This window comes from Microbacterium sp. NPDC089698 (genome assembly GCF_044749045.1).
Lineage (GTDB): Bacteria > Actinomycetota > Actinomycetes > Actinomycetales > Microbacteriaceae > Microbacterium.
In genome coordinates this window covers 521244-547917 of sequence record NZ_JBIVHE010000002.1, presented here as the reverse complement: position 1 = coordinate 547917, position 26674 = coordinate 521244, and the positions used below count along the sequence as shown (strand labels likewise).

The following is a 26674-nucleotide window of genomic DNA, read 5'->3' as shown; positions in this document are numbered from 1 at the left end:
GTCGCATTCGGAGGTCCGAGGAGCGGGTCGCCTGCTAGCTGTCACCCGCCATGACGTTGCGCGCCACGGCGACCGCGATGAAGTCGCCGATGAGTGCTGCCTCGCGGCTGGCGGCGTGGAGGGCGACGACAGGAGTGCGTGGGGCGTCGGTGACGGGGATGAAGTTCACATCCGGGTGACGATAGCGCTGCGCGACGAGGGACGGCACGAGGTGCACACTGGCGCTGTCGGCGAGGAAGTCGAGACGATCGTCAGCATCCCGGAGCGTTCGACCGCCGAGTTCGTCCGAGTCGAACCGGATGCGGTCGAAAGGCGCAAGATTCGCAAGCGTCACGGTCGACCGCTGCGCCAGTGCATGAGCCGCCGACAGGGCGACCATCGTCGGTTCCTCCCAGAGCACGGTCGTGGTGACCCCTTCTGGCGGCACGGGGAGACAGACCACGGCCAGGTCGACCTCCCCCGACATCACCGCATGGGCCTCTTTGCCGTGGTCGAGCGGTACGACGGTCACCTCCACGCCGGGGCGAGCATGCTGGAACGCCTGGACCATCGGGCGGACTGAGACGGCGCGGTGGTGCCCGATGGTGAGGCGACGGGTCCCGGCCGCAAGGCTACGTACGCCTTCGGATAGGGACGCTGCAGCGGCGAGAAGCCGCCGCCCGTCCGTGAGGAGCTTGCTGCCCGCCGGCGTCAACTCCAGTCTGCGCGGATGACGAATCAGCAGAGCGCCACCGAGCTCGCGTTCCAGCTCCTTGATCTGACGGCTGAGCACCGGCTGGGCGATGTGCAGGAAGAGCGCCGCACGAGTGAAGTTCCCTTCCTCGGCTACGGCGACGAAGTAGCGCAGCTTCCTCAGATCAAACTCGTGTGCCATACCTGCAGGGTATGACGCCCGGCTCGAAGAGGTCTTGGACCGATGCGGCCCACGGACGCGAGGGTGGACGTGTCAGGTCCATCTCACAGAAAGTACCCCGCCCCATGATGAACACCGCTCTACGCCCACACGACACGGGAAACGAACTCGCAGGTCAGCGGGTGGTCGTGATCGGCGGGACCTCGGGCATCGGCTTGACCACGGCACGGCGGTCCGCTGCGCTCGGCGCGGAGATCGTGGTCGCTTCCCGGGACGCCGAGGCCGTCGCCGCAGCGCTCGCCCAGTTGCCGGAATCGAGCACGGGGCACGTGCTCGACGTGCGCGAGCCGGCGGCGATCGGGGAACTCTTCGACCTCGTCGGCCCGCACGATCACCTTGCCTACACTGCAGGTGACGCGTTGAGCTTCGACCTGCTCGCGGAAAGCGAGATCAAGACGATGCGAGACTTCCTGGACGTGCGCCTCTGGGGTGCGGTCGCCGCCGTCCGTGCGGCGCTGCCCTTCGTGCGCCACTCGATCACACTGAGCGGCGGAGCCGGCTTGCTGCGTCCCGCTCCAGGGTTCACGGCAGCGGCGATTGCACTTGGTGCGATCGAAGCGTTCACCCGGGCCGCTGCCAGCGAACTCGCACCCGTACGAGTCAATGCCGTCTTTCCCGGCCTCGTCCGCAGTCCGCTCTGGCGCGGGATGTCGGCCGATGAACAAGACGTCTTCTTCGCGGACGCTGCCACGAGCATCCCTCTCGCGCGGGTCGGCACGACCGAAGATATCGCTCTGGCGTTCACCTACCTGATGACCAACGGCTACACCACAGGCCAGATACTCGTGACCGACGGTGGAGCGACGATCGGTGCGCGGTAGATCAGCGCCGGTCGGAGGGCTATCAGCCACTCCCTCTTTCGCCGCCCCTGAGCGGCGGCGTGCGACAAGGGGCCATCCTGCCTACGCGGGATGGCCCCTTGTGCTCCGCGTCGGTGAAGCATGAGACCTTGGGGAGGGAAAAGGCTCACCGCGCTGAACAGCTCCTCGCGAGGTCCCGCGAGGAGCTCGCCGATTCTAGCAGGCTTTCATTATACGGAAAGATAATTCCAAAGTTTCTGGAGCCCGGTCAGGGCCGGGTCAGCTCCTCGAGCACCTCGACGACGTGCCGGTACGGCCGGCCGGTCGCGCGGCTCATGCCGAGCTCGCAGGTGCGGTTCGCCGAGACGAAGGCGTCGAAGCCGCCGCGGTCGATCCCCGCCGCCGCGATCTCGGCCGCCTCGACGGCCGTGGCGCTCGCGGTCAGCTCGGGATGCAGCATGCCGCGGTCGCCCGCGAACGCGCAGCAGCCCCAGCCCTCCGGCACGTACACGTCCTCGGCGACGGCCGCGGCGAGCGCGCGCAGGGCGTCGTTCGCGCCGAGCTGCGTGGTCGAGCACGTCGGGTGCACCGCGACGGATCCGATGCGCTCCCGCACCGTCAGCTTCGGCAGGGCTTCCCGCGCCAGGAAGGTGGTCGCATCCTCGATCCGCAGTGCGGCGTACTCCGGGCGCTCCGCGACGGCCCTGGCGAGCATGACGTGCAGTCCCTCGGTGCACGACGCGGCGTCGCAGACCACGGGCAGCAGACCCTCGTGGCTCGCCCGCCACAGCGCCGGCAGGACGCGCTCGCTCATCGTGGTGTAGCCGTCGAGCTGACCCTTGGACTTCCACGGGGTGCCGCAGCAGAGTCCGCCCGCATCCGGCGGCACGCTGTAGGAGATCCCCGCCCGCTCCAGCAGCAGCCGCACGGCCTCACGGGAGCCCTCGCCGTGCACGCCGTCGGCGTCCTGCTCCGCGCCGAACATCGTCCCGATGCAGGATCCGAACAGCACGGCCTGCGCGTCGACGGGGCTCTGGGCCTGCGGCGCGCGCGAACCGCCCCCGGGGAGGCCCGCGTCGTAGAGCGGCACCGTGTCGGCGCCGAGCACGGCACGGGCGGCCTTGGTCACGCCGGTCACCAGGGGCGCCGGCAGCGCCTGAGCGACGTTCAGCGCGAAGCCGCCGCCACGGGTGATCGCACCCCAGCCCTTCGCCGCGGCATTCCAGACGCCCTGCTCGAACCGGCCGGCCTCCTCGGCGCGCAGCCGTCGCACGAGGTCGCCGGTGTTGATGTCGACCGGGCATGCGACCCCGCACATGCCGTCGACGGCGCAGGTCTGCACGGCGTCGTAGTCGTAGTCCCGCGCGATCTCGGCCGCCACCTCGACCTCGCCGCGGTGCAGCGCGGCCGTCATGTCGCGGCGCAGCACGATGCGCTGCCGCGGGGTGAGCGTGACGTCCTTGCTGGGGCAGGTCGGCTCGCAGTAGCCGCACTCGACGCAGCGGTCGACCTCGCTCTCGACGGTCGGCACGAGCTTGAGGTCGGCGAGATACGAGCCCGCATCGTCGGAGAGGACGACACCCGGATTCAGGATCCCGTCCGGGTCGATGAGGCCCTTGATCTCCCACATCATGTCGGTCAGCACGTCGCCGTACTGCCGCCGCACGAACGGCGCCATGATGCGGCCCGTGCCGTGCTCGGCCTTGAGCGTCCCGCCCTGGGCGAGCACGAGCTCGACGAGGTCCTCGGTGAAGGCCTCGTAGCGGCGCAGCGCCTCCGGGTCGTCGAAACGCTCGTTGACGAGGAAGTGCACGTTGCCGTCCTTCGCGTGCCCGAAGATCACGCAGCCCTCGTAGTGGTGCTTCTCGAACAGCGCCGTGAGCCCCTCGCACACGCCGAGCAGGCGCTCGACCGGCACCGCGATGTCTTCGAGCAGCGCCGTCGTGCCCGACGGGCGGGCTCCCGCGACCGCGGTGTACAGGCCCTTGCGGACGGTCCAGAGCTCGCCGCGCTCGGCCGGATCCTCGGTCATCCGCGCCGGCGTCGTGAGCGGCAGGGACGCGACGTGCGCGAGCGCCGCCCCCTTGCCCTCGGGGAGTGCGTCGGCATCCGCGGCGTGCACCTCGATGAGCAGCGCCGCGTGTCCCTGCACGTCGATCCCGGCGATCGCGTCGGGCACCGTGCGGAGCCCCTGCGCGACGCGCAGCGAGGCCGCGTCCATGAGCTCGATCGTGGCCAGCCCGAGCGCGGTCAGGCCTGGTAGCGCCGCCATCGCGTCGGAGAGCGTGTCGAAGACGAGCAGCCCGGTCGAGATCGCGGGCTGGATCGGGATCGTGCGGAACCGCGCCTCCGCGACGAACGCGAGCGTTCCCTCGGATCCGATCACGAGGTGCTCCAGGATCCGCACCGGGTCGTCGAAGTCGAGGAGGGAGTTGAGGCCGTATCCCATGGTGTTCTTCATCGAGAACTGGCGCGCGACCTCGGCGCTCAGCGCGGGGTCGCCGCGGAGGCGATCGCGCAGATGCTGCAGCCCGTGAGCGATCTCGGGCTCCCGATCCCGCAGCTGAGCGAGGGCATCGGGTGCCGCGGTGTCGAGGATCGTGCCGCTCGGTAGCACCAGCAGCATCGACTCGATCGTGCGATAGGAGTTCTCCACGATGCCGCAGGCCATGCCGCTCGAGTTGTCCGCGACCACGCCGCCGATCGTGCAGGCGATCTCGCTCGCCGGATCCGGCCCGAGCTTGCGCCCGAACCGCGCCAGTCGCGTGTTCACCTGACGCACGGTCGCGCCGGGCTGAGCCGCGACGGAGGTCCCGTCGGCGCTCACGCTGATGCCGCGGAACGCCGAGCGCGTGTCGACCATGACGTCGCCGGTCACGCCCTGTCCACTGAGGCTCGTGCCGCCGGAGCGGAACGTCAGGGCGCGGCCCGCTGCGCGCACGGCGTCGAACACGCGAGCGACGGACGCCGCATCCTGCGGGACGAGCACCGCGTCCGGCACGAGCAGGTAGTGCGAGGCGTCGTGCGCCCGGGCGAAGCGGTCGATCGTGCGGGAGGCGACCCGGACGCCGGGGCCGAGGGCGGCCTCGTCCAGTGGCGAGGTCAGGGTGGCGGACATGCGGAACTCCTCGCGGCAGCGCGAACAAGATTGTCTGACAAGCATACCGATTGCGCTCACATCTTCTACGCTGTTGCCATGATCAACAGCGCTCTGGACATCGTCGGCGTCGTCGAGGCGACCAGCCGGGTGCTGCGCGAACGGATCCTGAGCGGGACACTCGCCGGCGACACGGCAGTCACCGAGGCGTGGGTGTCCGCAGAGTTCGGCATCGCCCGCCCGAGCGCCAAGGCGGCCATCGAGCAGCTCGTCGCGAGCGGACTGCTCGTGCGGACCGCGCACCGCAGCGCCCGCGTGGCCGCGATCGACGCGGGCATGGTGCGCGACGTCTATCGCACCCGCGCCCGCATGGAGAGCATGGCGCTGCGGGAGCTCGCGACCGACGCGCGCATCCCGGCGGCGGCCATCGCGGCGAACGACGAGATCAGCGCCATGCCTCCGAGACCGGACCCCGCGACCGTCGATCCGGACATCCGCTTCCACACCGCCCTCATCGACGGGATCGAGAGCGAGCGCACCTCCCGGATGTATCGCACACTGCTGGACGAGACGCGCCTCTGCATGGCCCAGGTGCAGGATCGCCGCCTGCTCGACGCGCACGACATCGCGGCACAGCACCGTGCGATCCTGGACGCCGTCCGCGATCGCGACGGGGATCTCGCCTCCCGGCTCCTGCACGAGCACCTCGGCTCCGCGGAGGAACGGCTGGTGGAGGCGCTGAGCGACTGAGGACGCCGCGGAACCCGCCGCTCAGACTCCGATGCCCGGATCCGCCACCCGGTATACGCCGTCCACGAGCACCGGCACGGTCGAGGACACGTCGGTCTGGGCGGCGAGCTCGACGTCCGCGCCCTGCCCCTCCTCGCGCAGCTCGACGCCGCTCGACGACGCGGTGAACAGGTGCCGGGTCGCCCGCGCCAAGCCCGTGTAGGCGGCGCAGGCCGCGGCCGCTTCCGGGGAACAGGCGTCGATGCCGCGCGTTCCGAGGGCGTCGATGACGGCGCCCGCGGTGAGCAGGTCCTCGACGGAGAACCGCACGGTCTCGTCGTCGCGCACCTCGCCGCCGGCGACCACGGCGACCTTCACACGGTGACCGACGGCGTGCTGGTGGTCGAGGATCCACTGCGCGACGGCGGAGCGGTTCCGCAGCGATGCGGCGAGCACCGGCACGCCGAACCGCGCGGCCGCCGCCGACAGCCGGGATCCGTTGAACGATGGCACCACGGCCCTGGTCGCGCCGAAGGCGGCGACGTTCTCGACGGTCACGCTCGACGGCGACAGCGTCACGCCGGCTCCCCCGCGCGGCCCGGCCAGACCGGCCTCGGCGAACCCGTGCTCGGCGGCGATCCGCTCGGCCTCGGCGCGCGTGCCGGGGAACGGCTGCACCTCGAGCCCCTCCGTCACGGCGCGCTCCACGGTGGTGGTGAACGAGATCGCGTCGATCACGACGATGACGCCCGCTCCCTGCGCGATCGAACGCAGGCCCTCGCGCGCCCAGTCGAAGCGCACCTCGTAGTCCTGCTGCAGCGGATGGTCGGGGCTCATCGGGGATCTCACCCGGGAATGGTACCCGGCCGGGGGATCCGGATCGCTCCGCCGACGAGAGCGCCGAGCACCGAGACTCCCGCGGCGACCGCGAAGAGCACCACGAACGACGATGCGCTGTGCGCTCCTCCGATGACGAGCATGGTCACCGGAGCACCGAGTGCCGACCCGATCGTGCGCAGCACGCCGTTGACGCCCACCGCGGCCGCGATCTCGTCACGGGGCACCATGCGCGAGACCAAGTCGGCGGTGAGCGCGAACCCCAGACCATTGCCGAGCCCCACCAGGGAGAAGAACACGACGATCGCGGGGAAGGATCCGGCCATCAGCGCGGAACCGACGCTGCCGCCCGCCATCACCCCGAGGGCGATCACCGCCACCACCGCCGCCGGCACCCGGCTCAGCAGCGCCGGGGCGAGCCGCCCGCCGACGACGACCAGCACGGCGCCCGGCAGCATGGCCAGCCCCGTCGCGGCGACCGACATCCCGAACCCGGTCCCCGGCGGGGCCTGGAACAGCGCCGGCAGCCCGACGTAGAAGGCGTAAGGGATGAAGCCCAGCATCAGCGTGAGCAGGTTCACCAGCACCATCGCCGGCCGCGCCAGGACGCGCACGTCGATGAGCGGTTCGCGGATCCGTCGCTCGACTCCCCAGAGGGCCGCGAGCAGCGCGGCCGCGAGCACGAGCAGCGCCGCTGTGACGAGCGGTCCCCACGCCGCGCCCTGCGCGACCGCCAGCAGCAGGGCGAGCAGGCCGGCGCTCAGCAGGGCGGTGCCCGCGACGTCGATGCGGGATCCGCTCCCCGCACGAACGGATCGCCGCGGCACGAGCATGGCGACGAGGACAAGGGCGACGGCGCCGAGCAGCGCGCCCACGGCGAACAGCCACTGCCAGCTGGAGACCTCGGCGATCACGCCGCCGATGACGAGGGCGATCCCCGCCCCCAGCCCCAGCGCGCCGCTCAGCCACCCGATCGCGGCCGGCTGACGTTCGACCGGGAGGTGGTGCCGCACGATCGCGAGCGCGAGCGGGAAGGCCGCGGTGGCAGCACCCTGCAGCACGCGCCCCAGCAGGAAGACGGCGAATCCGCCGCCGAGCGCGCACAGGATCCCGCCGAGGATGAACGTCGCGAGCGAGACGAGCAGCACCCGTCGATGGCCGTGGCGGTCACCCAGCGCCCCGAGCACCGGCGCCGCGACGGCGCCGCTCAGCAGATACGCGGTGAGGATCCAACCGCTGCCCGCAGCATCCAGCCGCAGGCTCGCGGCGAGCTGCGGCAGAGCGGGGACGAGCAGCGTCTGCATGAGCGAGTACGCCAGCACGGCGCAGAGCAGCGCGGGCAGGATGCCCCGTCGCACGACCGGGCGGTCGTCGAGATCGACGAGGGGGATCGAGGAGGTCATCGGGTTCCCTTCTATCGGAACGGAGCGCTCCGTTCCGATCAAGATATCCGATGACCGCGAGGATCGCTAGCCTGAGGGGGATGGACGGACTCCCCGACCGCGGCCGTGCCCGCGAAGCGCGTGCGAACGACCGCACCGTGCTGGAAGCCGCGCGCGACGTGTTCGCCGCCCGCGGGTTCGACGCGCCGACCTCGGCGATCGCCCAGCGCGCCGGCGTGGGCGTCGGCACCATCTACCGCCGGTACCGCTCGAAGGACGAACTCGTGCACGCGCTGCGCCTGCTCGCCCTGGACGACGTGACGACGATCGCGATCGAGGTGGCCCGCGAGCGCCCGCCCTTCGCAGTGGGCCGGTTCCTGCAGCGTCATCTCGAGGAGGCCGCGAGCCCGCTCGCCACGACCTTCGGCCTGCTGCTGCCGACCTCTCCGGAGATCGACGCCGCCGCGGACCGGCTGCGCGATGCGCTCGAGGCCCTGATCGCCCTCGATCTGTCCCGCGGGCTGGTCCCCGCGGACTACTCGTCCGGCGAGATCATGATCACCCTGAGCCACCTCCGGCCGCACCTCGCGGTCGGGCAGGAGCGCGCGGTCGAGCTCAACCTCCGCCAGCTCGATCTCTACCTCGCCGGACTCGCGGAGGTCGCCGCGGGTCGCGCGACGCAGCGCGGCACCCCGCTCACCTGGGACGAGTGGGTCACGTTCAACAGCACGACCTGACCGGACGGGGATGCCGGCCCGCCTCGGACGGGCACCGCCGGGCGCCCTCCCGCTCGGTCCATGCCGCGCCCGCTCTCAGCGACGGTCGTCGGAGCGCAGCGGCGCGCTGCTCCAGCTCGATGCCGCCCCGGTCAGCGCCGCGTCGAGAGACTCCTGCGCGTACCGCATGTTCTCGGCGTAGTGCGGTTCCTGCAGGCGCTGCCACATGACGTCCTCCGGTACATCCTCCACCTGGGCGGTGACCCACCAGATGTTGCCGAACGGATCCTTCACGCGTCCGCCGCGCTGACCGAAGGCGTTGTCGCCGAGCTCGGTCACGACCGTCGCGCCGCGCTCCAGCGCCCGGGCGAACGCCGCGTCGGCGTCGGCCACCCAGACGCGCAGCAGGCTCGGCATGACCGGCCAGTCGTGACGCCGGTCGAAGGCCAGCACCACGGTGTCCCCGACCCGGATCTCACCGTGGCCGATCGAGCCGTCCGCGGTCTGCACTCGCGCGAGCTCCTCCCCCTCGAAGGCACCCGCGATGAAGTCGAGAAGAGCGCCGGTGTCGTCCGTCACCACCCAGGGGGCGACGCTCGTGTAGCCGATCGGTGTCGCGGAGTCGATCATCGCCATCAGGGGATCCTCTCTTCGTCATCGCGAGCCTACGAGCGGCCACCGACATCCGACCGGATACCCTGTATTCCGCCGTTCCGCCGCTGCAGACCACCCGAGGAGGGCGATGTTCGACAGCCCGCTCTCCGCCTCCGCGTACGAGGTGCTCGGCGTCGTCGCGACCGTCGGCGACGAGGAGCTGCGCCGCGCCTACCGACTGCAGCTGCGCCGCACGCACCCCGATACCGGCGGCGATACGACGGTGTTCGTCCAGGTGCAGCGCGCCTGGGAGCTCGTCGGCACGCCCGAGCTGCGCGCCGCCTACGACCGGGGGCACGGATTCTCCGAAGACGAGGTCGCGTGGGACGGCTGGCGCGCTCCGGCCGTGCGCACCGATACCCGACCCCGCGCGAAGGCCTACGGCGAGGCGGGCGCGAGCCGACGTCGTCACTACGTCGCGCAGGTCAACGCGTGGGCGGGATCCGAGGTGCCGGATCCGTATGATCCCGCGTTCGTGCGCACGATCCCCCGCGAGCTGCGCCGGATCCTCGCGAACGCCCTCGCCGAGGAGGACACCGCCCGCTCGGTCGCCGATCTGGGCATGGGCTTCACCGCCTGGCACGATGTGGCGGTGCCCGGCGCTCCGGGCAGCGCGGGCGGCCTGGGTGGCGCGGGCGGGGCGGCCGGCAGCGCGGCTCCGGCGCCCCCCGACACGCTCGACCACATCGTGCTCGGACCGTCCGGACTCTACGGTCTGATGTCGGCCGACTTCGGCGAGATCGCGCGCTTCCGCGGCGGCGAGATCATCGGATCCGGCGCCGGCCCGCGCGCCCCGATCACGGCGCTCGTGACGCAGGTCCGCACGGTGGCGCGAGCCGCCCGGGTGCGTTTCGGCGGGGCGATCCTGGTGCTCCCCGATGACGACCTGGCCCAGGCGACGACGCCCCTCGGCGCGATCCGCGGCACGACCGTGGTGGTCGCGCGCCGGAGCACTCTCCGCACGCTGCTGCGGTCCGGCGTTCCCGGATCCCGGACGATCGGCGGCACCGAGCTGTTCGACGTGCGCACCCGGATCCAGCAGTCCGTCCGCTTCGCCTGAGCACCAGGCGCGGCGCCGGCGCGGGGCTGGCGCGCTGTGACGGGGCTGGCGCTGCGAGTGCGTCGACGCCCCCTCCCACGACCGACGCCCCCTCTGAGGCACGCAACTGCGAGGAGGCGCGGACACTGCGAGGGGGCGTCAGCGGAGAAGGATGCCGGCGGCGCGACGAAGCGCGAGCGGAGCAGGTCCTCAACGGAGCAGGGCGGTGCCCGCGGCGCAACGTAACCGCGGATCAGGGTGTGGATCCGCTCCTCATCGTCGGCGCCCCCTCTGGGCGTCGACGCCCCCTCTGAGACCCGTCACTGCGTGGGGGCGCGGACGCTGCGAGGGGGCATCAGCGGAACGAGACGTGGCAATTCGCGAGCGCCGAGCACGCTCCCCGCGCTCACGAGTATCCGCGACGCAGCAGCATCCCCGCGGCGCGATCGAACTCCTCCGCGGTCGGGATCTCGAAGTCGAGAGCGTTCGCGTTGCGCGTGATCACCGCGAAGACCGCGGCGACGGCTGCCGCATCCTCGAGCTCGGCCGCAGTGACGCCGGCACCGAGCGCCACGCGGGCATCTGCCACGGAGAGCTCGTCCGGATCCTTCGTCATCCGCTCCAGGAAGACGAGGGCGGCGCGGAGCCGCTCGTCGATCGGCGCCGTGCGGAAGTCCGCGAGCACCGCGTCGACCACCTCGGGGTCCATGCCGCGCACCGAGATCGCCCTGTGGGCCCCCACGCAGAACGGACAGCTGTTCCAGCTCGCGACCATCGCCGCCATCAGCTCGCGCTCCGACACGGTCCAGGTGCTCGGCCCGCGCATCGCCTTCTGGGTCCACCGGCCCAGCGCCGGCCCCGCGAAACCGCGGTCGTAGAACGCGACCCTGGCCGCATCGGGCAGCCGGTAGCCGGCCATGCGGGAGATCGCGCGGATCAGCAGGCGGTGCGCCACGCTGTCGCCGTGCTCGATCTCAGCGAGCCTCATCCGCCGCCTCCTCGATCGCCCGGATCGCGGCATCCCAGCGCCGCGCCGACACCCGCCGCCATCACGACCTCGAATGCTCCCCGATCGGATCCGGCCTGCCGTCGTGCGGCCGCGACCTGTTCGTCGGTCACCCCGTACGAGGCCTCTCCGACGGTGCGCGCGAGCTCCGCGTACGGCGCTGCCACCGCGGCGTCACGCCCGCCCCGATGTTCATGGCGCCGAGCGTCGCGTGCGCGTCGACGCCGCCGGACACAGCGGCCCGCAGATCCTCCGCAAGGATCCGATGCTCCATCTCCGCGGCCATGCCCTGAACCTACTCCGCCGCGCGTTCCGCGACAGCCCGCGCGCCGACGCCCCCTCCGGCGATCCGCGCCCCCACGTACGAACGTCACCGCGAGGGGGCGTCGACGCTGCGAGGGGGCGCCGACGGAGAAGGATGCCAGCGGACCGACGGGGCACCAGCGGAGCAGGGGGTCAGCGGAGCGGGGCGTGGATCCGCTCCGCCTCGCCGACGCCCCCTCCCGCGACCCACACCCCCTCGTACGAACGTCACCGCGAGGGGGCGTCGACGCTGCGAGGGGGCGTCGACATGGCAGGACCCCGCGCAGCAAGCGAAGGGGGCGCATGCCCCCCAAGCGAGGCAAGCGAGCGGAGCGAGCGAAAGCGGAGCGCCTCGCACGCGGCCGAACACCGCGGCACGGGACCCAGGCCCATGGTCACCACGTCTGCGCCGCGACATCATGGGGTGTGCACGTCGTGCGCACCGCGAGGGCCACGCACCGCAAGGACCACGCACCGCGAGGACCACGCACCGCGAGGACCACGCATCGCGAGGACCACGCATCACGAGGGCCGGAGAACCAGGCATCGCGAGGGCCGGAGAACCACGAGGACCGAGGACCGAGGACCCAGGACCGCGCAGCGCGCACCGCGGAGAATCACGGGAGCAGCACGTCGCGCGGGGCGAGGAGGAGAGGCGATGGCGGATCCGGGAACCGTCGACCCGCCCTCCGTCGTGCGCCCGCGCCGCAGCTCGGAGCGCCCGCTGCCGGCCGCGCTCGTCATGATCGCGGCGTTCGCGGTCCTGCTGGGCGTGGTCGAGCTCGGCATCGGGTTGCGGACCCCCGACACCCTCTGGGTAGTCGCGCTGTTCGCCGGGGTGTTCTGGATCTGGGTCGCCGCGGGCCTCCTCGCCTGGTGGCGCCGCCCGCACAACAACACGGGCCTGCTGCTCGTGATCGGCGGGATCGCGCTGTTCCTCGCCGGGCTCGTGAACCTCGGCGTCGACGCGCTCTCGGTGCTGAGCGCGATCTTCGCGACGAGCCCGCTCGCGATGACCATGCATCTGCTGCACGCCTTCCCGTCCGGGCGCCTGCGCGGACGCCTGTCGGTGATCACGGTCGTCCTGGGCTGGGTGGCCTGCCCCGTGCTCCAGCTCGCCCTCGTCATCCTCTCCGCGACCGCCCCGAGCGCGGTCCCGGCGGTCGCCGCCGTGCAGAAGACCCTGGGGATCACCGTGATGGTGCTCACCGCGATCGTCCTCACCCGCCGCCTCGTGGTCGCCGATCCCGGCCACCGGCGCGTGCTGCTGCCCCTGTTCGGCTACGGCATCGTCGCCGTTCTGCTGCTCGCCTTCGCCCCCACGATCGTCGGCGCGCTGGGGTGGGATCCGTCGCTCGGCGGGGTGACCCAGCTCATCGTCTCCGCGGCGATCCCGGTCGCCTTCCTGCTCGGGGTGCTGCTCGGCGGGTTCCGCCGCACCGGAGCGCTCGAGCCGCTCAGCGCCTGGCTCGGCATCACCGGCGCCGGCGGCCCCGCGGTTGCCCGCGCCCTGGCCGGCACGCTCGGCGACGACTCGCTGCGGGTCGTCTACTGGTCGGCCGAGCGCGACGAATTCGTCGACGAGACCGGCGGCCCGGTCGACCCCGCCCAGCGCGGACCCGACCGCGGCTGGTGCGAGATCCGGGTGGACTCCCGGCTCGTGGGCGCGATCGTCTACGACACCCGGCTGACCGCCGATCCGGCGCCGGTGCGACGCGCGGGCGACGTCCTCGCGATCGCGATCGATCGCGAGCGGCTCACCGCCGAGCTGCTCGCGAGCAACGACGCGCTCACGCAGTCGCGGATCCGCCTCGTCGAGACCGCCGACCGGGAGCGCTCGCGCATCGCCCAGGACCTGCACGACGGCATCCAGGTGCAGCTCGTCCTGCTGGCTCTCGCCGCGCAGACCATCGCCAACGCCCCGGACGCGAGCTCGGAGACCAGCGAGGCCTCGGCGCGACTGCGGCACGGCATCGACGAGGCCGCCGCAGACCTCCGCCGTCTCGTGCACAACGTGCTGCCGGTCACCCTCACCGAACGCGGGCTGACCGCCGCCGCGGAGGATCTCGTCGACCGGCTGGCGATCCCCGCGACCCTTGAGACCGACGTGGAGGATGCCGCGATCTCATCGACGACGGCCCACACCGCGTACTTCATCATCGCCGAGACCCTGACCAACACCGTCAAGCACTCGAAGGCATCCTGGGTGCGCGTCGCCCTGCATGCGGACGCGGGCCGGCTGCACATCGTCGTGCGCGACAACGGGGTGGGCGGGGCGAGCGTCGAGCGCGGCGCAGGCCTGCGCGGTCTGCTCGACCGCGTCGACGCCCTGGGCGGCAGCCTGCGGATGCGATCGGATCCGGGACACGGCACCGAGGTGAGGGTGGAGCTGCCATGCGCGTGATCATCGGCGAGGACGAGGTGCTGCTGCGCGAGGGGCTGCGCCACCTGCTCGCGCAGGACGGCTTCGAGGTCGTGGCCGCGGTGGGCGACGCCGCAGCGCTGCTCGAGCAGGTGGATCTGCTCGAACCGGATCTCGTGATCACCGACATCCGGATGCCGCCGACCCACTCCGACGAAGGGCTCATCGCCGCCCTCCGGATCCGCGAGACGCATCCCGGGATCCCGGTCGTCGTGCTCTCGCAGTACGTGCAGCGCCGCTACGCGACCGAGCTGCTCGATCAGAACGGCGGCGGCTTCGGTTATCTGCTCAAGCAGCGCATCGCCGACGTCACGACGTTCACCGCCGACCTCCGGCGCGTCGCCGCCGGGGGCACGGCACTGGATCCCGAGGTCGTCGCCGTGTTGGTCACCCGCGCGAGCCGCGCGAGCGGCGCGGTCGGATCCCTCACCCCGCGCCAGCTCGAGGTGCTCTCGCTCATGGCGGAGGGGCGCAGCAATGCGCGGATCGCGACCGAGCTGTTCCTCTCCGAGAAGGCGGTCGTGCAGCACACCTCGCACATCTACACCGCCCTCGGCCTGCCGGTCGACGGCGAGGACCACCGCCGGGTGCTCGCGGTCCTGCGCTTCCTGGCCTCCGTCGCGGAGGAGTACCGCTAGCGGGATCCGCCCCCCGCTTCGAGGGAGCGCCGCGTTTCGTCTCGCTGCGCTCGCTCAACGACCCCGGGCGGGCGCTGCGCTCGCTCAACGACCCCGGCGGGCGGTTGCGCTGACCGGAGCCGACGCCTACGACCGCGGCGGCGGCGCGTACGCTGTGCCGAGCTCGGTGGTGAGGGCGACCAGGAGCCGCACCGCCGGGGTCTGGCAGATGGCGTCGCCCGGATCGTCGGTGAGCGTCGGCGAGGTCGTGCAGCCGCCCGAGGCGATGTCGCTGTTGGTCTGCACGGCGACTGTGGTGTCGGTCGCCGTGTCGTAGAAGAGCGAGGTGTTGTAGCCGGAGAGGTCGCCGGTGTGTCCGACCCAGCCCTGGGAGCAGCTCAGCCCGAAGCCGTAGCCGATCGGCGAGAAGGACGTCAGCCGCAGGTTCTGCGTCTTCGCGTCCACGAGCCCCTGGCCGGTGCCGAGGGCACGGCCCATCGTCAGCAGATCGTCGATGTCGGAGATGATCTCGCCGGCGGTGAAGCTCCACGACGGGTTCCAGTCCGTGGAGTCGGCCGGCGCATCGGGGGTCGCGGTGTTGCCGTTCAGCGTGTATCCGTGCGCATAGGGCTCCGGCAGCGCGGCCGAAGTGCCGGGCCACGACGTGTTCGTGAGGTGCAGCGGGTCGAAGATCCGCTGCTGCATGACCGCGCCGATGTCCTTGCCGGTCACCTTCTCGATCACCTTCCCCAGCAGCACCGTGTTCGTGTTCGAGTACGCGAAGCTCTCCCCCGGCGGGAACAGGGGCGAGACGGCGGCACCCGCCTCGATGACCTCCTCCGGCGTGTAGACCGCGGTCGGATCCGCGAAGTACTTCTGCAGGAGCTTCTCGTTCATGGTGTAGCTCGCGACGCCGCTGGTCATGTCGGCCAGCTGGGTGAGCGTGATCCTGTCGCCGTTCGGGATGCCGTCCACGTACTTCGCGATGGTGTCGGTGAGCTTCAGCGCGCCCTCGTGCGCGAGCTGAAGGACGATCGTCGCGGTGTACATCTTCGTGAGCGACGCGATCCGGGTGTGCATGCCCACCTGCATGGGCGTGCCGGCGGCCGGATCCGCGGATCCGTAGGCCTTCGTCCAGGTGCCCTCCGGTGTCCGCACGCCGACGATCGCGCCCGGTGAGGCACCCAGGGCGAACGCCTTGGCGGCCGCCGCGTCGAGCGAGGCGACCGTCTGAGCGGACAGCGCCGACATCGTCTTCGCGCCGGGCTTCGCGGCGATCGTCTTGGCCGGATCGGCGACGCAGGCGGCCGCCGCCGTGCTCGCCGCGGACGCGGACGGCGAGGGCGTGCCCGATGACGCGCCGGAAGGACCGGAGCACCCGGCCAGGACGAGCGCTCCGGCGACGGCGGCGAGTGCCAGGATCCGGCGCAGGTCGCGCGGGGTGTGGGGGCTGCGCGGGGCGCGGCGGGGGCTGCGCGGGGCGCGGCGGGGGGACGACATCATCTCAACCTCCGTAGATGCTCTTCAGGAGCGACGTGGCGATCGTGGCCGCGGGCGGGCGCCCGTCGGCAGCGCACGCAGGGCGCGGGCGCCGTGGTCGCGCTGCCCGGTGCAGCGCTGCCCGCGGATGCGGACGGAGGCGCGACGGCTCCCGAAGCGCCGCCGCTCGCACATCCCGATGCGATCATTCCGTTCGCCAGGAGGGCGGCCGCCGCCGCGCCCCGCCGCACTCCGGTCGCCGCCATCATCGTGAGCCTCCTCGTCGCACACGCAGGAACACCGCATGCGCGGCTCCGACCCCCGATCCCCCTCGAGCATCCCCATGCGAACCCCAGTCTCCCGGGACCGGGCGCGCACCGGAATGGGCCTACGTCTATTCCTCGCGGACGCCGCGGGTGTCAGAGTCTCCTGTGGGAGAGGACCGATCGCCGGAAGGAGCTCCGCCATGGTCACCGCTCGTCTCGCAAGGCCGATCGCGCTCGCGGCCGCCCTGCTCGTGCTCGCCGGCTGCTCGGCGCAGCCCTCGACCGGCCCCACGGCGACGGGCGCCGGCACACCCTCGTCGACGGTGCCCGCGGTGTCGACCTGCGTCGCCGACCCCGCCGCCGTCGTGACGCGCACCACCGACCTGCCGACGACCCCGCTCCCCGGCGATCTGACCGCGACGATCGACAAGACCGCGCAGGCCGCCTTCGCGCAGACCTCGGCGAAGGGCGCGGTCGTGGCCGTGCAATCGCCGAAGGGACTGTTCCTCAAGGCCTACGGCGTGGCGGATCCTTCCACCGGCGCCCCGATGACGACCGACATCTACCAGCGGGTCGGATCCATCACGAAGCCCTTCACCGGCACGCTGACGCTGCAGCTCGCCGCCGAGGGCAAGCTGAGCCTCGACGACCCCATCTCCAGGTACGTCGACGGCGTGCCGCGCGGCGACGAGGTCACGATCCGCATGCTCGCGGACATGAGCAGCTCTGTGACGAGCTACACGAAGGACGAGGCCTGGCAGAAGATCTTCTTCTCCGAGCCCGACCGGGTATGGAAGCCGGAGGAGCTGCTCAAGGCCGGGCTGAGCCTGAAGCCGCAGGACTTCGCGCCCGGGACCGCCTTCGACTACTCGAACACCAACACGATCCTGCTGGGCTTCGTGATCGAGAAGGTGACGGGCAAGAGCTACCAGGACGTGCTGACGGAGAAGATCCTCACCCCGCTCGGCCTCACGCACACGATCTTCCCGGCCGGATCCGCCGCGTTCCCGGATCCGCACGCGCAGGGGTTCACCCTGCAGGGCGGGCACGGCTCCCCGGAGAATCCGGCGAACACGACGAACTGGAACCCCTCCTGGGGCTGGACGGCCGGTGAGCTGATCTCGAGCGCTCAGGACCTGCTGACGTTCGGACGCGCGGAGGCGACGGGTGCGGGTCTCGTGCCGGCGAAGGACCAGATCGAGCGGCTCACGTCGTTCCGCGAGTTCAACGGACCCGGGAACGGCGGCTACGGCATCGGCTGGGGCTGCCAGAACGGCTGGGTCGGCCACACCGGGGAGCTCCCCGGCTACAACACCTCGATGTTCTACAGCACGAAGGACGACACCACGATCATCACGATGGTCAACAGCGACATCCCCTCCGGCGACTGCCCGAGCGGTGCCAGGACACTGACCGACAACCCGACGGATCTGCCCTGCAGCTCTCCCGCGACCCGGATCTTCCAATCCCTCGCGCAGGAGCTCGGCACCCCGTTCGCCCCGCAGAAGAAGTAGGCAGCCGCCTCGCCGGGTTCGCCGGGCTCACCGGGCTCGCGGAGCGGGATGCGTCGACGCCCCCTCTGAGCGTCGGCGCCCCCTCGCATAGACGCCACCACAGGGGGGCGTGGATGCTGCGAGGGGGCGTCGACCTGCTGGTCGCGGGTGTTACGCGAACGCGGCGAGGATCGGATCCGGATCCGCGAACAGCACGGCATGCCCGCCGGGGACGAAGTGCGCCGTCACCTGCGGGAGCCGGGCGACCATGGCCTGCCCGGAGGAGGGCTTCACGTTGCCGTCCTGCTCGCCGTGCCACCACACGACCGGCGCCGCCACGTCCTCCACGCGGAACCCCCACGGCAGGCAGACGAGCCGGGCGTCGTCGGTCGGACCGCCGGATCCCTGCCGGAATCCGTCCGCCACGGCCTCGAGGGCGGGCCTCGTGTCGTCGGGGTGCGTGCGCGCGAACTCCGCATCCGGCGAAGTGCCTCGGGAGATCAGCGCAAGGGTGCGGTCGATCGCGGGCGGCGTGCGCGCCGTGCTCGACTGCAGCAGCGCGCCGAACAGCCGCGGCGCGTGCCGCGCGAGCCCGTAGAACACGCGCGACGTCGCAGACTGCGCGGCCGCCTCGCGGTACCACGCCTCGTCGTAGGGTCCGGATCCGGCGCAGACGACCGTGGCAGACACGCGCTCCGGGACGCCCCGCGCGAGGGCGAGCGCGAACGCCCCGCCCGCCGAGTGGCCGAGCACGCCGGCGCGACTGACCCCGAGGGCGTCGAGCAGCTCCACGACGTCCGCCGGCCAGTCCTCGAGCGCCCGGACCGGACCCCGGTCCGAATGCCCGAGCCCCGGACGGTCGAGGGAGATCAGGCGGATCCCGGCGCGGATCGCCGCCTCGTGCAGCGGCGCCCCGGCGAGACCCGAACTCGACGACCCCGGCAGGAACAGGCACGGACGGCCCGTCGCGTCGCCGAGCTCGTACCAGGCGAGGGTCCGCCCGTCGCTCAGCGCGATCGTGCGCGGTACGGCGGTCATCGCGGGCCCTCCTTCATCGCCTGCGCATCCTGGGCGGCATGCGCGGCGGTCTTGCCCTGGGGCTCCTGGAGCGCCTGCCATTCGGCCAGCACCTGCGGCAGCCGCTCCGCGAGGTACGCGTTGAGCGTGGCCGTGCGCTCGAGCAGCGCGCGCTGGTCGGCGCTGTCCTCGCCGAGCAGCGCGAGTCCGGCGGCGGCGATGTCCGCCGCTTCCCGGTAGGGGGCGGGGTCGAATCCGCGCGCCTCGTCGAACACGATGCGCACCCGGTCGGCCCGCTCCCCCGCGGTGCGCGTGCGCCGCACGAGACCGCGGGATTCGAGCGTCTGCACGCCGCCGACGATCGCCGTGCGACTCGCCTGCAGCGCGGTCGCGAGCTCCTCGATGGTCTGCGCCGAGGGCTCGCACACGTACAGATAGCCCGCGATCCGGCCGGTCACGGGGGCGACGCGATAGCGCGCGGCCCAGACGGCGCCGACCCGCTCCGCATAGGCCAGGCGATCCTCGAGAGTGGTCATGCGATGGATGCTACGCCTGACTCATCGGAAATGACAGGTTTTTGTGTCATCTCGTGCTCTCGCCATGTCTGCAGACGGGGCGAGGTCCTGCATTCGGTGCGGATCAGCCGCGGCGTCGCTGCCCTGGGATAGCGTGGCGGCATGAGCGGCTATGACGTGAGCGAGATCGGTGCCATCGACACCTGGGGTGTCGCGGAGGGGACAGGGAAGAGGTTCGTCGACGGGGAGTCGGCACGATACCTCGGAATGTCGGCGAACGCGACGGATCCGGGCTCCGGCTCACCGTTCTGGCACCGGCACGACCGGTTCGAGGAGCTCTACGTCTTCCTCGAGGGCCACGGTCAGATGGCTCTCGACGACGAGGTGGTCGACGTGCAGGCGGGCACCGTGGTGCGCGTCGCACCCGAGACCTGGCGGGCCGTGCACAGCGCGGTCGATGCCGACCGACCGCTGAAGTGGCTGTGCCTGCGCGGGGGCGGCGACAGCCTCACCGCGATCGGGCGCGACGGCGAGCTCGACAAGGAGCGCACGTTCCCGTGGGCGGTGTGAACGACGACGTCTCCATCGGCGGCGAGAGCATCCGGCTCGGACAGTTCCTGAAGTTCGCCGGACTGCTCGACTCCGGCGGGGACGCCAAGGAGGCGATCATCGACGGATACGTGCAGGTGAACTGCGAGGTGGACCGCCGCCGCGGCCGGCAGCTCGTCGACGGCGACCTCGTGACGTACGACGGTCGTACGGTGCGCGTCCGCCCCTGACGGCCGACGCGCGTCAGGCCCGCGCGGGCCGGCGCAGCAACTCCACCGCGACGAGGACGAGCACCGCGCCCAGCAGCACCCACAGCACGAGCCAGGCCGTGAGCGGGTGCACGAGCAGCACGACGGCCGCGGCGACCAGCGCGACCAGGACGAGGATCCACCGGTGCGAGCGGTCGATCCAGCCGCCGAGGCGGGCTGCCGCGGTCGGTGCGCCGTCGTCCGACGTGCGGGAGGATCCGGGGCGCACGGCGCCGGCGACGCGACCTCCGGCGCGGCGGACTGCCAGAGCCGACCGGGACGAGCCGATCACCCACGCGACGAGGGCCACCACGAGGGCGAGCAGACCGAGCGCGAGGATGCGCTGCGTGAGCGGCGCCGTGATCTGGTCGAACACGGATCCGGCGGCTGCGGGCGTGATGACGGATCCGCCGGACGCGAGCGCGCCGACCCCGACCGCGCGCCCGAGGGCGACCGCCGCCAGCATGAGCACCATGATCACGGTCGCGGCGATGCCGGCGGCCAGGACCGTGCGCCGACGACGCCGCGCCACCAGCACTCCCGCGAGCAGCAGTGCCAGTGCGATCCACGGCAGCCACGTCGACACCGTCACCACGAGGCCGTACACGGTCACGGCCTTGCCCAGTGACGCGTTGTGGACGAGCACGATCGTCTGGTCCGTCGTCGGGATGGCCTGGGCGAACGTTACGCCCTCGGCGAGCAGGCGGGTGCGGACGCCGTCGAGGATGGGACCCAGCTGCAGCCGCAGCGCCCCGTCCGACCCTGCGGCGAGCGCGGCGTCGGGGGCGCCTCGCAGCACGGCGAGCGCCTGCGTGTGCGAGACGCTCAGCGCCTGCTTCCACACCTCGGCGAACGCGGGCGAGACGATCACGTTCTGGACCATGCCGTGCACGAGATTCTGCGCACCCTGGGCGACGGGGGCCTCCAGCAGGCCCAGCGCCGCCGAGGCCTTGGGCGGCATGTCCAGGGCGCGCAGGCCGTCGAAGACGTCTCCCGTGAGGGCGGGGATGTCGACCTGCCGGTCGATCACCTCGTTGGTCGCGTTCACCAGGACCGTCTGCACCGCGGGATCCGCGGCGAGAGGGGCGAAGGTCGCGACGAACTGGTCCGTGTCGGTGAGCAGCGCGTTGACGTAGCCGGTGACGGCGCTGACGGATCCGAGGACGAGGCCGAGCACGATCAGGATCGCCGAGCCCGCGCTGCGCCACCACGCCCCGGATCGCCGTTCCGCACTGCTGCGCAACGCCTCGTTCTCCGTCTCGAGCCGCGCGATGCGCGCCGCCGGATCCTCATCGCTCGTCATGGCGCGTCCCTTTCGTCGAGATGCTCGGTCGGGGCGGAGCCTCGCGGATGAGCTGAGAGCAGACTATTAGCCCCTCCTCGCGTGTGCACGGCCTCAGCCTCGCGGGTGTACGGGCTCAGCGCGCCATTCCGAAGAACACCATGAGCAGCCGCTCGACCTGAGTCATCTGGTCCGCGGACAGCCGCCCGATCCGAGCGTCGACGTTCTGGCGACGAACGGTGGTGGCCTTGTCGATCATGATGTCGCTCTCCTTGGTCAGCCCGGAGAGTTCCCCGGGGCCGACACGGACCCTCAGCAACGGCGCATCGATCAAGGCGCCGGTCAGCGGCAGCACGGTCACCGATTCTGTGCCGGCGAACAGGTCATCCTGGATGATCAGCGCCGGCCGGGGTTTCGACGCGTACACGCCTCCGGCGACCGTCCACAGCTCGCCGCGGATCACTCGTCATCCCACTCGACCGACACGGCCTCGACGAAGGCCTGATCCTCGGTCGCAGATGCCGCGCCCGCGATCAGCGCGGCCTGGCGCTGCGCCTCCCCGGCGAACGAGGCGTTCCGGACGTCGGGCACCCAGACCTGGATCGGACGGAAGCCGCGCTCGCGCATGCGTCGCCGATACTCACCTACCCGATCGTTGACGCCCATACCGCTCATCGTTACATGTAACGATGAGCGGTACAACGTCGACTTCGATCGAATGCGCTCTGCCATGACCCCATGGTCGGCGGGCGGGGCCTTCCCGGGGCCGCGATTCACGCGATCGGTGTGCAACGGACGGGCGACGCGATCTGTGCGGACCGAACCGTTCTCTGAGTCCGCGCCCACGGAGCCCCGACCGATCGGTGCGCGACCCTGGCCGATCGGTGGATCCCCGCGATCCCGCGCCTGAGGACGCTGGAGACATGAACAAGACACTCCCCCACACCGCCGGCCGCGTCCTCGAGACCACCCGCCGCGCGGCCTTCCGCCCCGTCCTCCTCCTCAGCGCGGCCTTCGTCGCCGTCAGCGCCGCCATGATCGCCTACCTCGGCGTCGCGAGCGCCGCAGGGATCGGCTTCGACACCGCGATCTGGATCCGCTGCTCGCTCGTGCTGGCGAGCGCGATCGTCGTGCTGGCGATCGCGATCTCCGCCGCCCGCGGATCCCGCGGCGCCTGGGTGCGTCTGCGGATCGTGAGCCCGATCATCGTCACGGCCGTCGTCGTGATCGTCTCCATCCCGGGCTTCCTCCCCGACTGGGTGCGGCTCGAGCAGGCGGTCTGCGGACTGCTCCTGCTGCCGGTCGCGATCCTGGTGAACCTGCCCCGCATGAGCGCTCATTTCCCGAAGACGGCGTAGGGTCGGGCCGTGATGGACTCGCGCTGGCGGAGCGTGCTCGCGATCGCCCCGTACGTCGTGCTGGGGCTGCTCGTCGCCTTCGTGGTGCCCGTGCAGTGGGGGCAGTGGTCCCGGCTGGGGCCGACGCTGGCACTCTGCGCGACCTACGGACTGTGGGTCCTGGTGATGCGCACCCTGCCGTTCCGCTGGCGCGATCGACCCGCCGCGATCGCGGTGTTCCTGACCGGGGCGATCGCGCTCAACCTCCTGCTCGTACTCCGCGAGGGCACGTTCGGGTTCCTCGCGATCGCGACGTTCTCGTTCGCGTACTCGCTCGTCGACTGGCCGTGGGAACTGCTCCCGGTCGCGGGGACCGCCGTCGTCGCGGGCCTCGCGCAGAGCTCCGGGTTCCGCGGGGATCCGGCCGGCGTCGCGGGGACGATCGCGGTGATCCTGCTGAACGTCGTCGTGATGTGCGGGCTGTCCTTCGGCCTGCATCGCGCCGAGCAGACCCTGCACCGCACCGCCGTGCAGGATGAGCGCGCCCGCCTCGCCCGGGAGATCCACGACACGCTCGCCCAGGGCTTCACCGGCATCATCACGCAGCTGCAGGCGGCCGAGCAGGCCTCCGACGAGGCGATCCGCCGCCGTCACACCGAGTCCGCTCTCGGCCTGGCCCGCGAAGGGCTCGCCGAGGCGCGCCGATCGGTGCAGGCCCTGCGCCCCACCGCGCTCGAGCAGACCTCGCTCGCCGACGCCCTCTCCGGCGTCGCGCGCTCGTGGTCGGCGCGCACCGGCGTCCCGTCCGCGGTCACGGTGACCGGCACCGCGCGCCCGCTGCCGACCGAGACCGAGGTCGCCCTGCTGCGCATGGCGCAGGAGGCGCTGACGAACGTGGAGAAGCACGCCGCGGCGCACCGGGTGACGATCGCTCTGCGGACGGATCCCGCCGGCGTGCGCCTCGAGGTGCGGGACGATGGCCGCGGCTTCGATGCCGTCGAGCGCCTGCAGAACGCCGCGGCGGGATCCGGCGGCTACGGACTCATCGCGATGCGCGAGCGGCTGGAATCGTCCGCCGGCATCCTCACCGTCGAGGCCCGCCCCGGGCGCGGCACCGTGGTGCGGGCGGAGGTGCCGGCATGAGCGCGCTGACCCTGCTCGTCGTCGACGATCATCCGGTCGTGCGGGACGGCATCGTCGGCATGGTCGGATCCGCGGAGGACATCGAGGTCGTCGGCGAGGCCTCGGACGGCGCCGAGGCGATCGCGCTGGCCGAGGTGCTCGCGCCCGATGTGGTGCTCATGGATCTGCGGATGCCCCGGATGGACGGCGTCGCGGCCCTGCGCGAGTTCGCGCGCCGCGGCATCCCCAGCCGGGTGGTGGTGCTGACGACGTTCGACGCCGACGCCGACGTGCTGCCCGCCATCGCGGCCGGGGCGACCGGGTATCTGCTCAAGGACGCCTCGCGCGATGAGCTCCTGGCCGCGATCCGCGGGGCTGCCGCGGGCAAGACGGTGCTCTCTCCCGACGTGGCGTCGCGCCTGGTCGGGCGCGTGCGCACCCCCGAGGCGAGCCTGCTCACGCCGCGGGAGCTCGAGATCCTGGGCCTCATCGCCGATGGCGCGACCAATCGCGCGGCCGGCGACCGCCTGCACGTGAGCGAGGGCACGGTCAAGACGCACCTGCTGAGCATCTACGCGAAGCTCGGCGTCGGCGACCGGGCGTCGGCGGTCGCCGAAGGCTTCCGACGGGGCCTCCTCGACACGACGCGCTGACAGCCTCCCCGGGTCGGCCGCCGACTGATAGCGTTCGGCAAGATCTCGATCGCCGTCGAACACGAGGACTCCCATGAGCGAACCCCAGCCTCCTGCCGCCCCGCAGCCGGAGCCTCCCTACGGCGCTCCTGCCTTCCCACCACCGCCGCCATCGCCTGCCTACGGCGCCGGCGGATACGCGCCCCCGGCCGCGCCGGGAGAGCGCCACGGCGCGCAGCCCGCCGCCCCCGCGTACCCGGCCGCGCCGACCTCCCCCGCCGCCCAGCCGACCTCCCCCGCTTCCCAGCCGACCTATCCGGGCGCCCCGGGAACGCCCTCGGGCATGCAGACCCCGTACTCGGTCGCCCCGACCTATCCGGGCGCCCCGACCTACCCCACTGCCCCGACGTACCCGGCCGCTCAGCCCGGGTCTCCCGGCGCCCCGGCGATGCAACCAGGCGTCTGGATGTCGGCGCCGACCGCCCTCCGTCCGCTGCGCGGCATCGGAACGGCGACCCGCATCCTGATCGCGGTCTACGCGGCCCTGTCGCTGGTGACCGTCCTCATCGACGGGTGGGGCATCATGACGCTCGACGCCTACAACAGCGGATCGGTCGGTGCCGAGGCGCTCAACGCCTATGACCGGGTCTCCGTGGCGCTCAGCCTGTTCTCCGTCGGCGTGCTCCTCGCGGCCGGCATCTGCTGGGTCGTCTGGCAGTACCGCGCCGCCGCGTCCGTTCCGCGGAGTGGTCTGCGGCGCAGTCCGGGTTGGCACGTCGGGTCGTGGTTCATCCCGGTCGTGTCGCTGTTCTTCCCGTTCCAGAACGTCTCCGATCTCGCACGCAGCTCTCGCGCCGAGCTGAGCGGCGGGGTGAGAGGCACCTGGTGGACGCTGTGGCTCGCGTCGAATCTGGTGAGCACGTTCGCGACTCAGGCCGCATCCTCGGCGAGGTCGATCCCAGGGCTGACCGGCGCCCTGGCCGGTTCCATGCTGGGCGAACTGCTCGTGATCGCGGCGGCGGTGTTCGCCTGGATCATCGTCGCGCGCATCACCGACGCCATCGACCCGAAGCGACGCTGATCGGGCCGCATCTCCCCGGCCGGCCGCGCCTAGTCCTCGTCTCGCCCCTCGACGGCCGCGAGCGCCTCCCTCGCGCCGCGGGTCGGCACGATCCGCACGAGTCCGCGGTAGAGCCGCAGCAGCGCCGCCCGGTCCGTCATCCCGGTGCGGGCCCGGTCGCAGTGCACGGACTGGATCGCCGCCTCGAGCTGGAACCGCCCGGGCTCACCGCCCCCGGCGACGCCGCTGAGCCGCGCCGCGCGATGCAGCAGCGCCTCGCCCTCCGCGATGAGCTCACGGTCCCACAGCGCCGGATCCTGCTCGTCGAGCGCGGGCCAGCGATCGCCGAGGCGCGCGGGCGCACGGGACTGCGCGAGCGTGAGCAGCGCCGCGAGCCCCCACGCCTCGGGATCCGTGTCGAGCAGGGTCGCGGTGAGGACGGCGAGCCAGCGCGCCTCGTCGGCGAGCGACGTGCGCACGTCGTCGTGCCGGTCCAGCCAGTCCAGGGCGTAGGCGCCGTAGATCGCTTCGAGCACCGCGGTGGTGCGAGCGGGCATGTCGGCGCGCACGGGGAGGGCGAACGGGATCCCGGCGTCGCGGATCTTCCGCTTGGCCCGCACGAGGCGCTGCGCCATGGCCGCGGGCTCGACGTCGAACGCCCGCGCGACCTGGGCGGCATCGAAGCCGAGCACGGCCTGCAGCATGAGCGGCGTGCGGATGCCCTGATCGATCGCGGGGTGCGCGCACGCGAACAGCAGCTCCAGGCGGCGGTCCGGGATCGCGTCTCCCCGTTCGACGAGGGCGGCCACGTCCCTGCCGGGATCGGCGTCGCCCAGAGCGTCGTCGAGTGGGGCGCTCGTGCGGCGCGCCGCCGAGTCCCACACGTCGCGCAGTCTGTTGCGGGCCACGGTGAGCAGCCATCCTTCCGGGTTGTCCGGCACGCCGGCATCGGGCCAGGTGCGCAGGGCGCGTTCGAGGGCGTCGGCGAGACAGTCCTCGGCGAGCGCGAGGTCTCCGCTCCCCGCTGCGAGGAGCGCGACGAGCCTGCCGTAGGAGGCGCGGACCGCGCGCTCGGCGGCGGCCCGCGCCTCCTCGGCCGCGCTCACGCCGCCTCCCGGGATTCTCGGATCCGGCGGATCCGGCGCGCGAGCGCGATGGT

The 26674-nt window shown here is 72.2% G+C and carries 27 protein-coding genes; 13 read left to right on the top strand and 14 right to left on the bottom strand.

Features of this window, described 5'->3' with window-relative positions; genetic code table 11:
* Positions 1-34: 34 nt before the first annotated feature.
* Positions 35-874 carry a LysR family transcriptional regulator gene (locus ACIPY5_RS09705; RefSeq protein ID WP_400969764.1) on the bottom strand — a complete coding sequence of 280 codons (840 nt, stop codon included), beginning with the start codon at positions 872-874 and terminating at the stop codon, positions 35-37.
* Positions 875-978: 104 nt separating this feature from the next.
* Here ACIPY5_RS09705 and ACIPY5_RS09700 point away from each other — a divergent pair, with 104 nt between their 5' ends.
* Entirely contained in the window at positions 979-1734 is a 756-nt protein-coding gene (locus tag ACIPY5_RS09700) for an SDR family oxidoreductase (RefSeq protein ID WP_400969761.1), read from the top strand.
* Positions 1735-1981: 247 nt separating this feature from the next.
* On the opposite strand, the gene ACIPY5_RS09695 is transcribed toward ACIPY5_RS09700, so the two are convergent.
* Positions 1982-4831, bottom strand: coding sequence for an FAD-binding and (Fe-S)-binding domain-containing protein (locus ACIPY5_RS09695; RefSeq protein ID WP_400969758.1), 2850 nt, complete (start codon positions 4829-4831; stop codon positions 1982-1984).
* 78 nt (positions 4832-4909) lie between these two features.
* On the opposite strand from ACIPY5_RS09695, the gene ACIPY5_RS09690 reads away from it, so the two are divergent.
* Entirely contained in the window at positions 4910-5560 is a 651-nt protein-coding gene (locus tag ACIPY5_RS09690; RefSeq protein WP_400969755.1) for a GntR family transcriptional regulator, read from the top strand.
* Between the two features lie 21 nt (positions 5561-5581).
* Here ACIPY5_RS09690 and ACIPY5_RS09685 read toward each other — a convergent pair whose 3' ends face one another.
* Together ACIPY5_RS09685 and ACIPY5_RS09680 are read right to left on the bottom strand one after the other, a co-directional pair.
* On the bottom strand, positions 5582-6388 hold the full coding sequence (locus ACIPY5_RS09685; protein ID WP_400969752.1) for a 2-phosphosulfolactate phosphatase: 807 nt from the start codon (positions 6386-6388) through the stop codon (positions 5582-5584).
* The gene (locus ACIPY5_RS09680; protein WP_400969750.1) at positions 6385-7779 is read right to left on the bottom strand and encodes an MFS transporter; all 1395 of its coding nucleotides are present in this window, start codon (positions 7777-7779) and stop codon (positions 6385-6387) included. The genes ACIPY5_RS09685 and ACIPY5_RS09680 overlap by 4 nt, the downstream gene beginning before the upstream one ends.
* Before the next feature lie 80 nt (positions 7780-7859).
* On the opposite strand from ACIPY5_RS09680, the gene ACIPY5_RS09675 reads away from it, so the two are divergent.
* Positions 7860-8495 carry a TetR/AcrR family transcriptional regulator gene (locus tag ACIPY5_RS09675; protein ID WP_400969747.1) on the top strand — a complete coding sequence of 212 codons (636 nt, stop codon included), beginning with the start codon at positions 7860-7862 and terminating at the stop codon, positions 8493-8495.
* A 75-nt stretch (positions 8496-8570) separates the two neighbouring features.
* Here the strand turns inward: ACIPY5_RS09675 and ACIPY5_RS09670 are convergent, their stop codons facing one another.
* Complete coding sequence (locus tag ACIPY5_RS09670) at positions 8571-9110, bottom strand: VOC family protein (protein ID WP_400969744.1); 540 nt, start codon at positions 9108-9110, stop codon at positions 8571-8573.
* Positions 9111-9216: 106 nt separating this feature from the next.
* Between ACIPY5_RS09670 and ACIPY5_RS09665 the strand changes: the two genes are divergently transcribed.
* The gene (locus ACIPY5_RS09665) at positions 9217-10188 is read left to right on the top strand and encodes a J domain-containing protein (RefSeq protein WP_400969741.1); all 972 of its coding nucleotides are present in this window, start codon (positions 9217-9219) and stop codon (positions 10186-10188) included.
* Positions 10189-10573: 385 nt separating this feature from the next.
* Here the strand turns inward: ACIPY5_RS09665 and ACIPY5_RS09660 are convergent, their stop codons facing one another.
* Together ACIPY5_RS09660 and ACIPY5_RS09655 are read right to left on the bottom strand one after the other, a co-directional pair.
* Positions 10574-11155, bottom strand: a complete 582-nt coding sequence (locus tag ACIPY5_RS09660) for a carboxymuconolactone decarboxylase family protein (protein WP_400969738.1) — start codon at positions 11153-11155, stop codon at positions 10574-10576.
* Positions 11152-11340: a hypothetical protein gene (locus ACIPY5_RS09655; protein WP_400969735.1), complete on the bottom strand. Its 189-nt coding sequence runs from the start codon at positions 11338-11340 to the stop codon at positions 11152-11154. The genes ACIPY5_RS09660 and ACIPY5_RS09655 overlap by 4 nt, the downstream gene beginning before the upstream one ends.
* Positions 11341-12134: 794 nt before the next feature.
* Between ACIPY5_RS09655 and ACIPY5_RS09650 the strand changes: the two genes are divergently transcribed.
* Positions 12135-13880: a sensor histidine kinase gene (locus tag ACIPY5_RS09650; RefSeq protein ID WP_400969732.1), complete on the top strand. Its 1746-nt coding sequence runs from the start codon at positions 12135-12137 to the stop codon at positions 13878-13880.
* Positions 13871-14536, top strand: a complete 666-nt coding sequence (locus tag ACIPY5_RS09645; protein WP_400969729.1) for a response regulator — start codon at positions 13871-13873, stop codon at positions 14534-14536. The genes ACIPY5_RS09650 and ACIPY5_RS09645 overlap by 10 nt, the downstream gene beginning before the upstream one ends.
* A gap of 126 nt (positions 14537-14662) precedes the next feature.
* On the opposite strand, the gene ACIPY5_RS09640 is transcribed toward ACIPY5_RS09645, so the two are convergent.
* On the bottom strand, positions 14663-16018 hold the full coding sequence (locus tag ACIPY5_RS09640; RefSeq protein ID WP_400969727.1) for a serine hydrolase domain-containing protein: 1356 nt from the start codon (positions 16016-16018) through the stop codon (positions 14663-14665).
* Positions 16019-16460: 442 nt separating this feature from the next.
* Between ACIPY5_RS09640 and ACIPY5_RS09635 the strand changes: the two genes are divergently transcribed.
* Entirely contained in the window at positions 16461-17774 is a 1314-nt protein-coding gene (locus ACIPY5_RS09635; RefSeq protein ID WP_400969724.1) for a serine hydrolase domain-containing protein, read from the top strand.
* Between the two features lie 150 nt (positions 17775-17924).
* Here the strand turns inward: ACIPY5_RS09635 and ACIPY5_RS09630 are convergent, their stop codons facing one another.
* Together ACIPY5_RS09630 and ACIPY5_RS09625 are read right to left on the bottom strand one after the other, a co-directional pair.
* On the bottom strand, positions 17925-18791 hold the full coding sequence (locus tag ACIPY5_RS09630) for an alpha/beta fold hydrolase (protein ID WP_400969721.1): 867 nt from the start codon (positions 18789-18791) through the stop codon (positions 17925-17927).
* Positions 18788-19306, bottom strand: coding sequence for a hypothetical protein (locus ACIPY5_RS09625; protein WP_400969718.1), 519 nt, complete (start codon positions 19304-19306; stop codon positions 18788-18790). Before ACIPY5_RS09625 ends, ACIPY5_RS09630 begins: the two co-directional genes overlap by 4 nt.
* A gap of 141 nt (positions 19307-19447) precedes the next feature.
* Between ACIPY5_RS09625 and ACIPY5_RS09620 the strand changes: the two genes are divergently transcribed.
* A complete protein-coding gene (locus tag ACIPY5_RS09620; RefSeq protein WP_309357347.1) occupies positions 19448-19855 on the top strand; it encodes a cupin domain-containing protein in 408 nt (135 codons plus the stop codon).
* Positions 19843-20064, top strand: coding sequence for an RNA-binding S4 domain-containing protein (locus tag ACIPY5_RS09615; RefSeq protein ID WP_400969714.1), 222 nt, complete (start codon positions 19843-19845; stop codon positions 20062-20064). The genes ACIPY5_RS09620 and ACIPY5_RS09615 overlap by 13 nt, the downstream gene beginning before the upstream one ends.
* A 13-nt stretch (positions 20065-20077) precedes the next feature.
* On the opposite strand, the gene ACIPY5_RS09610 is transcribed toward ACIPY5_RS09615, so the two are convergent.
* From ACIPY5_RS09610 to ACIPY5_RS09600, 3 genes are all read right to left on the bottom strand, one after another.
* Positions 20078-21385: an LPXTG cell wall anchor domain-containing protein gene (locus ACIPY5_RS09610; protein ID WP_400969711.1), complete on the bottom strand. Its 1308-nt coding sequence runs from the start codon at positions 21383-21385 to the stop codon at positions 20078-20080.
* Between the two features lie 115 nt (positions 21386-21500).
* Positions 21501-21827 (bottom strand): type II toxin-antitoxin system PemK/MazF family toxin, encoded by a 327-nt coding sequence (locus ACIPY5_RS09605; protein WP_400969708.1) that lies wholly within the window; start codon positions 21825-21827, stop codon positions 21501-21503.
* The gene (locus ACIPY5_RS09600) at positions 21824-22096 is read right to left on the bottom strand and encodes an antitoxin MazE-like protein (protein ID WP_400969705.1); all 273 of its coding nucleotides are present in this window, start codon (positions 22094-22096) and stop codon (positions 21824-21826) included. Before ACIPY5_RS09600 ends, ACIPY5_RS09605 begins: the two co-directional genes overlap by 4 nt.
* Before the next feature lie 191 nt (positions 22097-22287).
* On the opposite strand from ACIPY5_RS09600, the gene ACIPY5_RS09595 reads away from it, so the two are divergent.
* From ACIPY5_RS09595 to ACIPY5_RS09580, 4 genes are all read left to right on the top strand, one after another.
* Positions 22288-22722, top strand: a complete 435-nt coding sequence (locus tag ACIPY5_RS09595; RefSeq protein ID WP_400969702.1) for a hypothetical protein — start codon at positions 22288-22290, stop codon at positions 22720-22722.
* A gap of 12 nt (positions 22723-22734) precedes the next feature.
* Positions 22735-23844: a sensor histidine kinase gene (locus ACIPY5_RS09590; RefSeq protein ID WP_400969897.1), complete on the top strand. Its 1110-nt coding sequence runs from the start codon at positions 22735-22737 to the stop codon at positions 23842-23844.
* Complete coding sequence (locus tag ACIPY5_RS09585; protein ID WP_309357339.1) at positions 23841-24476, top strand: response regulator transcription factor; 636 nt, start codon at positions 23841-23843, stop codon at positions 24474-24476. Before ACIPY5_RS09590 ends, ACIPY5_RS09585 begins: the two co-directional genes overlap by 4 nt.
* A gap of 73 nt (positions 24477-24549) precedes the next feature.
* A complete protein-coding gene (locus ACIPY5_RS09580) occupies positions 24550-25536 on the top strand; it encodes a DUF4328 domain-containing protein (RefSeq protein ID WP_400969699.1) in 987 nt (328 codons plus the stop codon).
* Positions 25537-25565: 29 nt separating this feature from the next.
* Here ACIPY5_RS09580 and ACIPY5_RS09575 read toward each other — a convergent pair whose 3' ends face one another.
* Entirely contained in the window at positions 25566-26621 is a 1056-nt protein-coding gene (locus ACIPY5_RS09575) for an RNA polymerase sigma factor (protein ID WP_400969696.1), read from the bottom strand.
* Between the last annotated feature and the right edge of the window lie 53 nt (positions 26622-26674).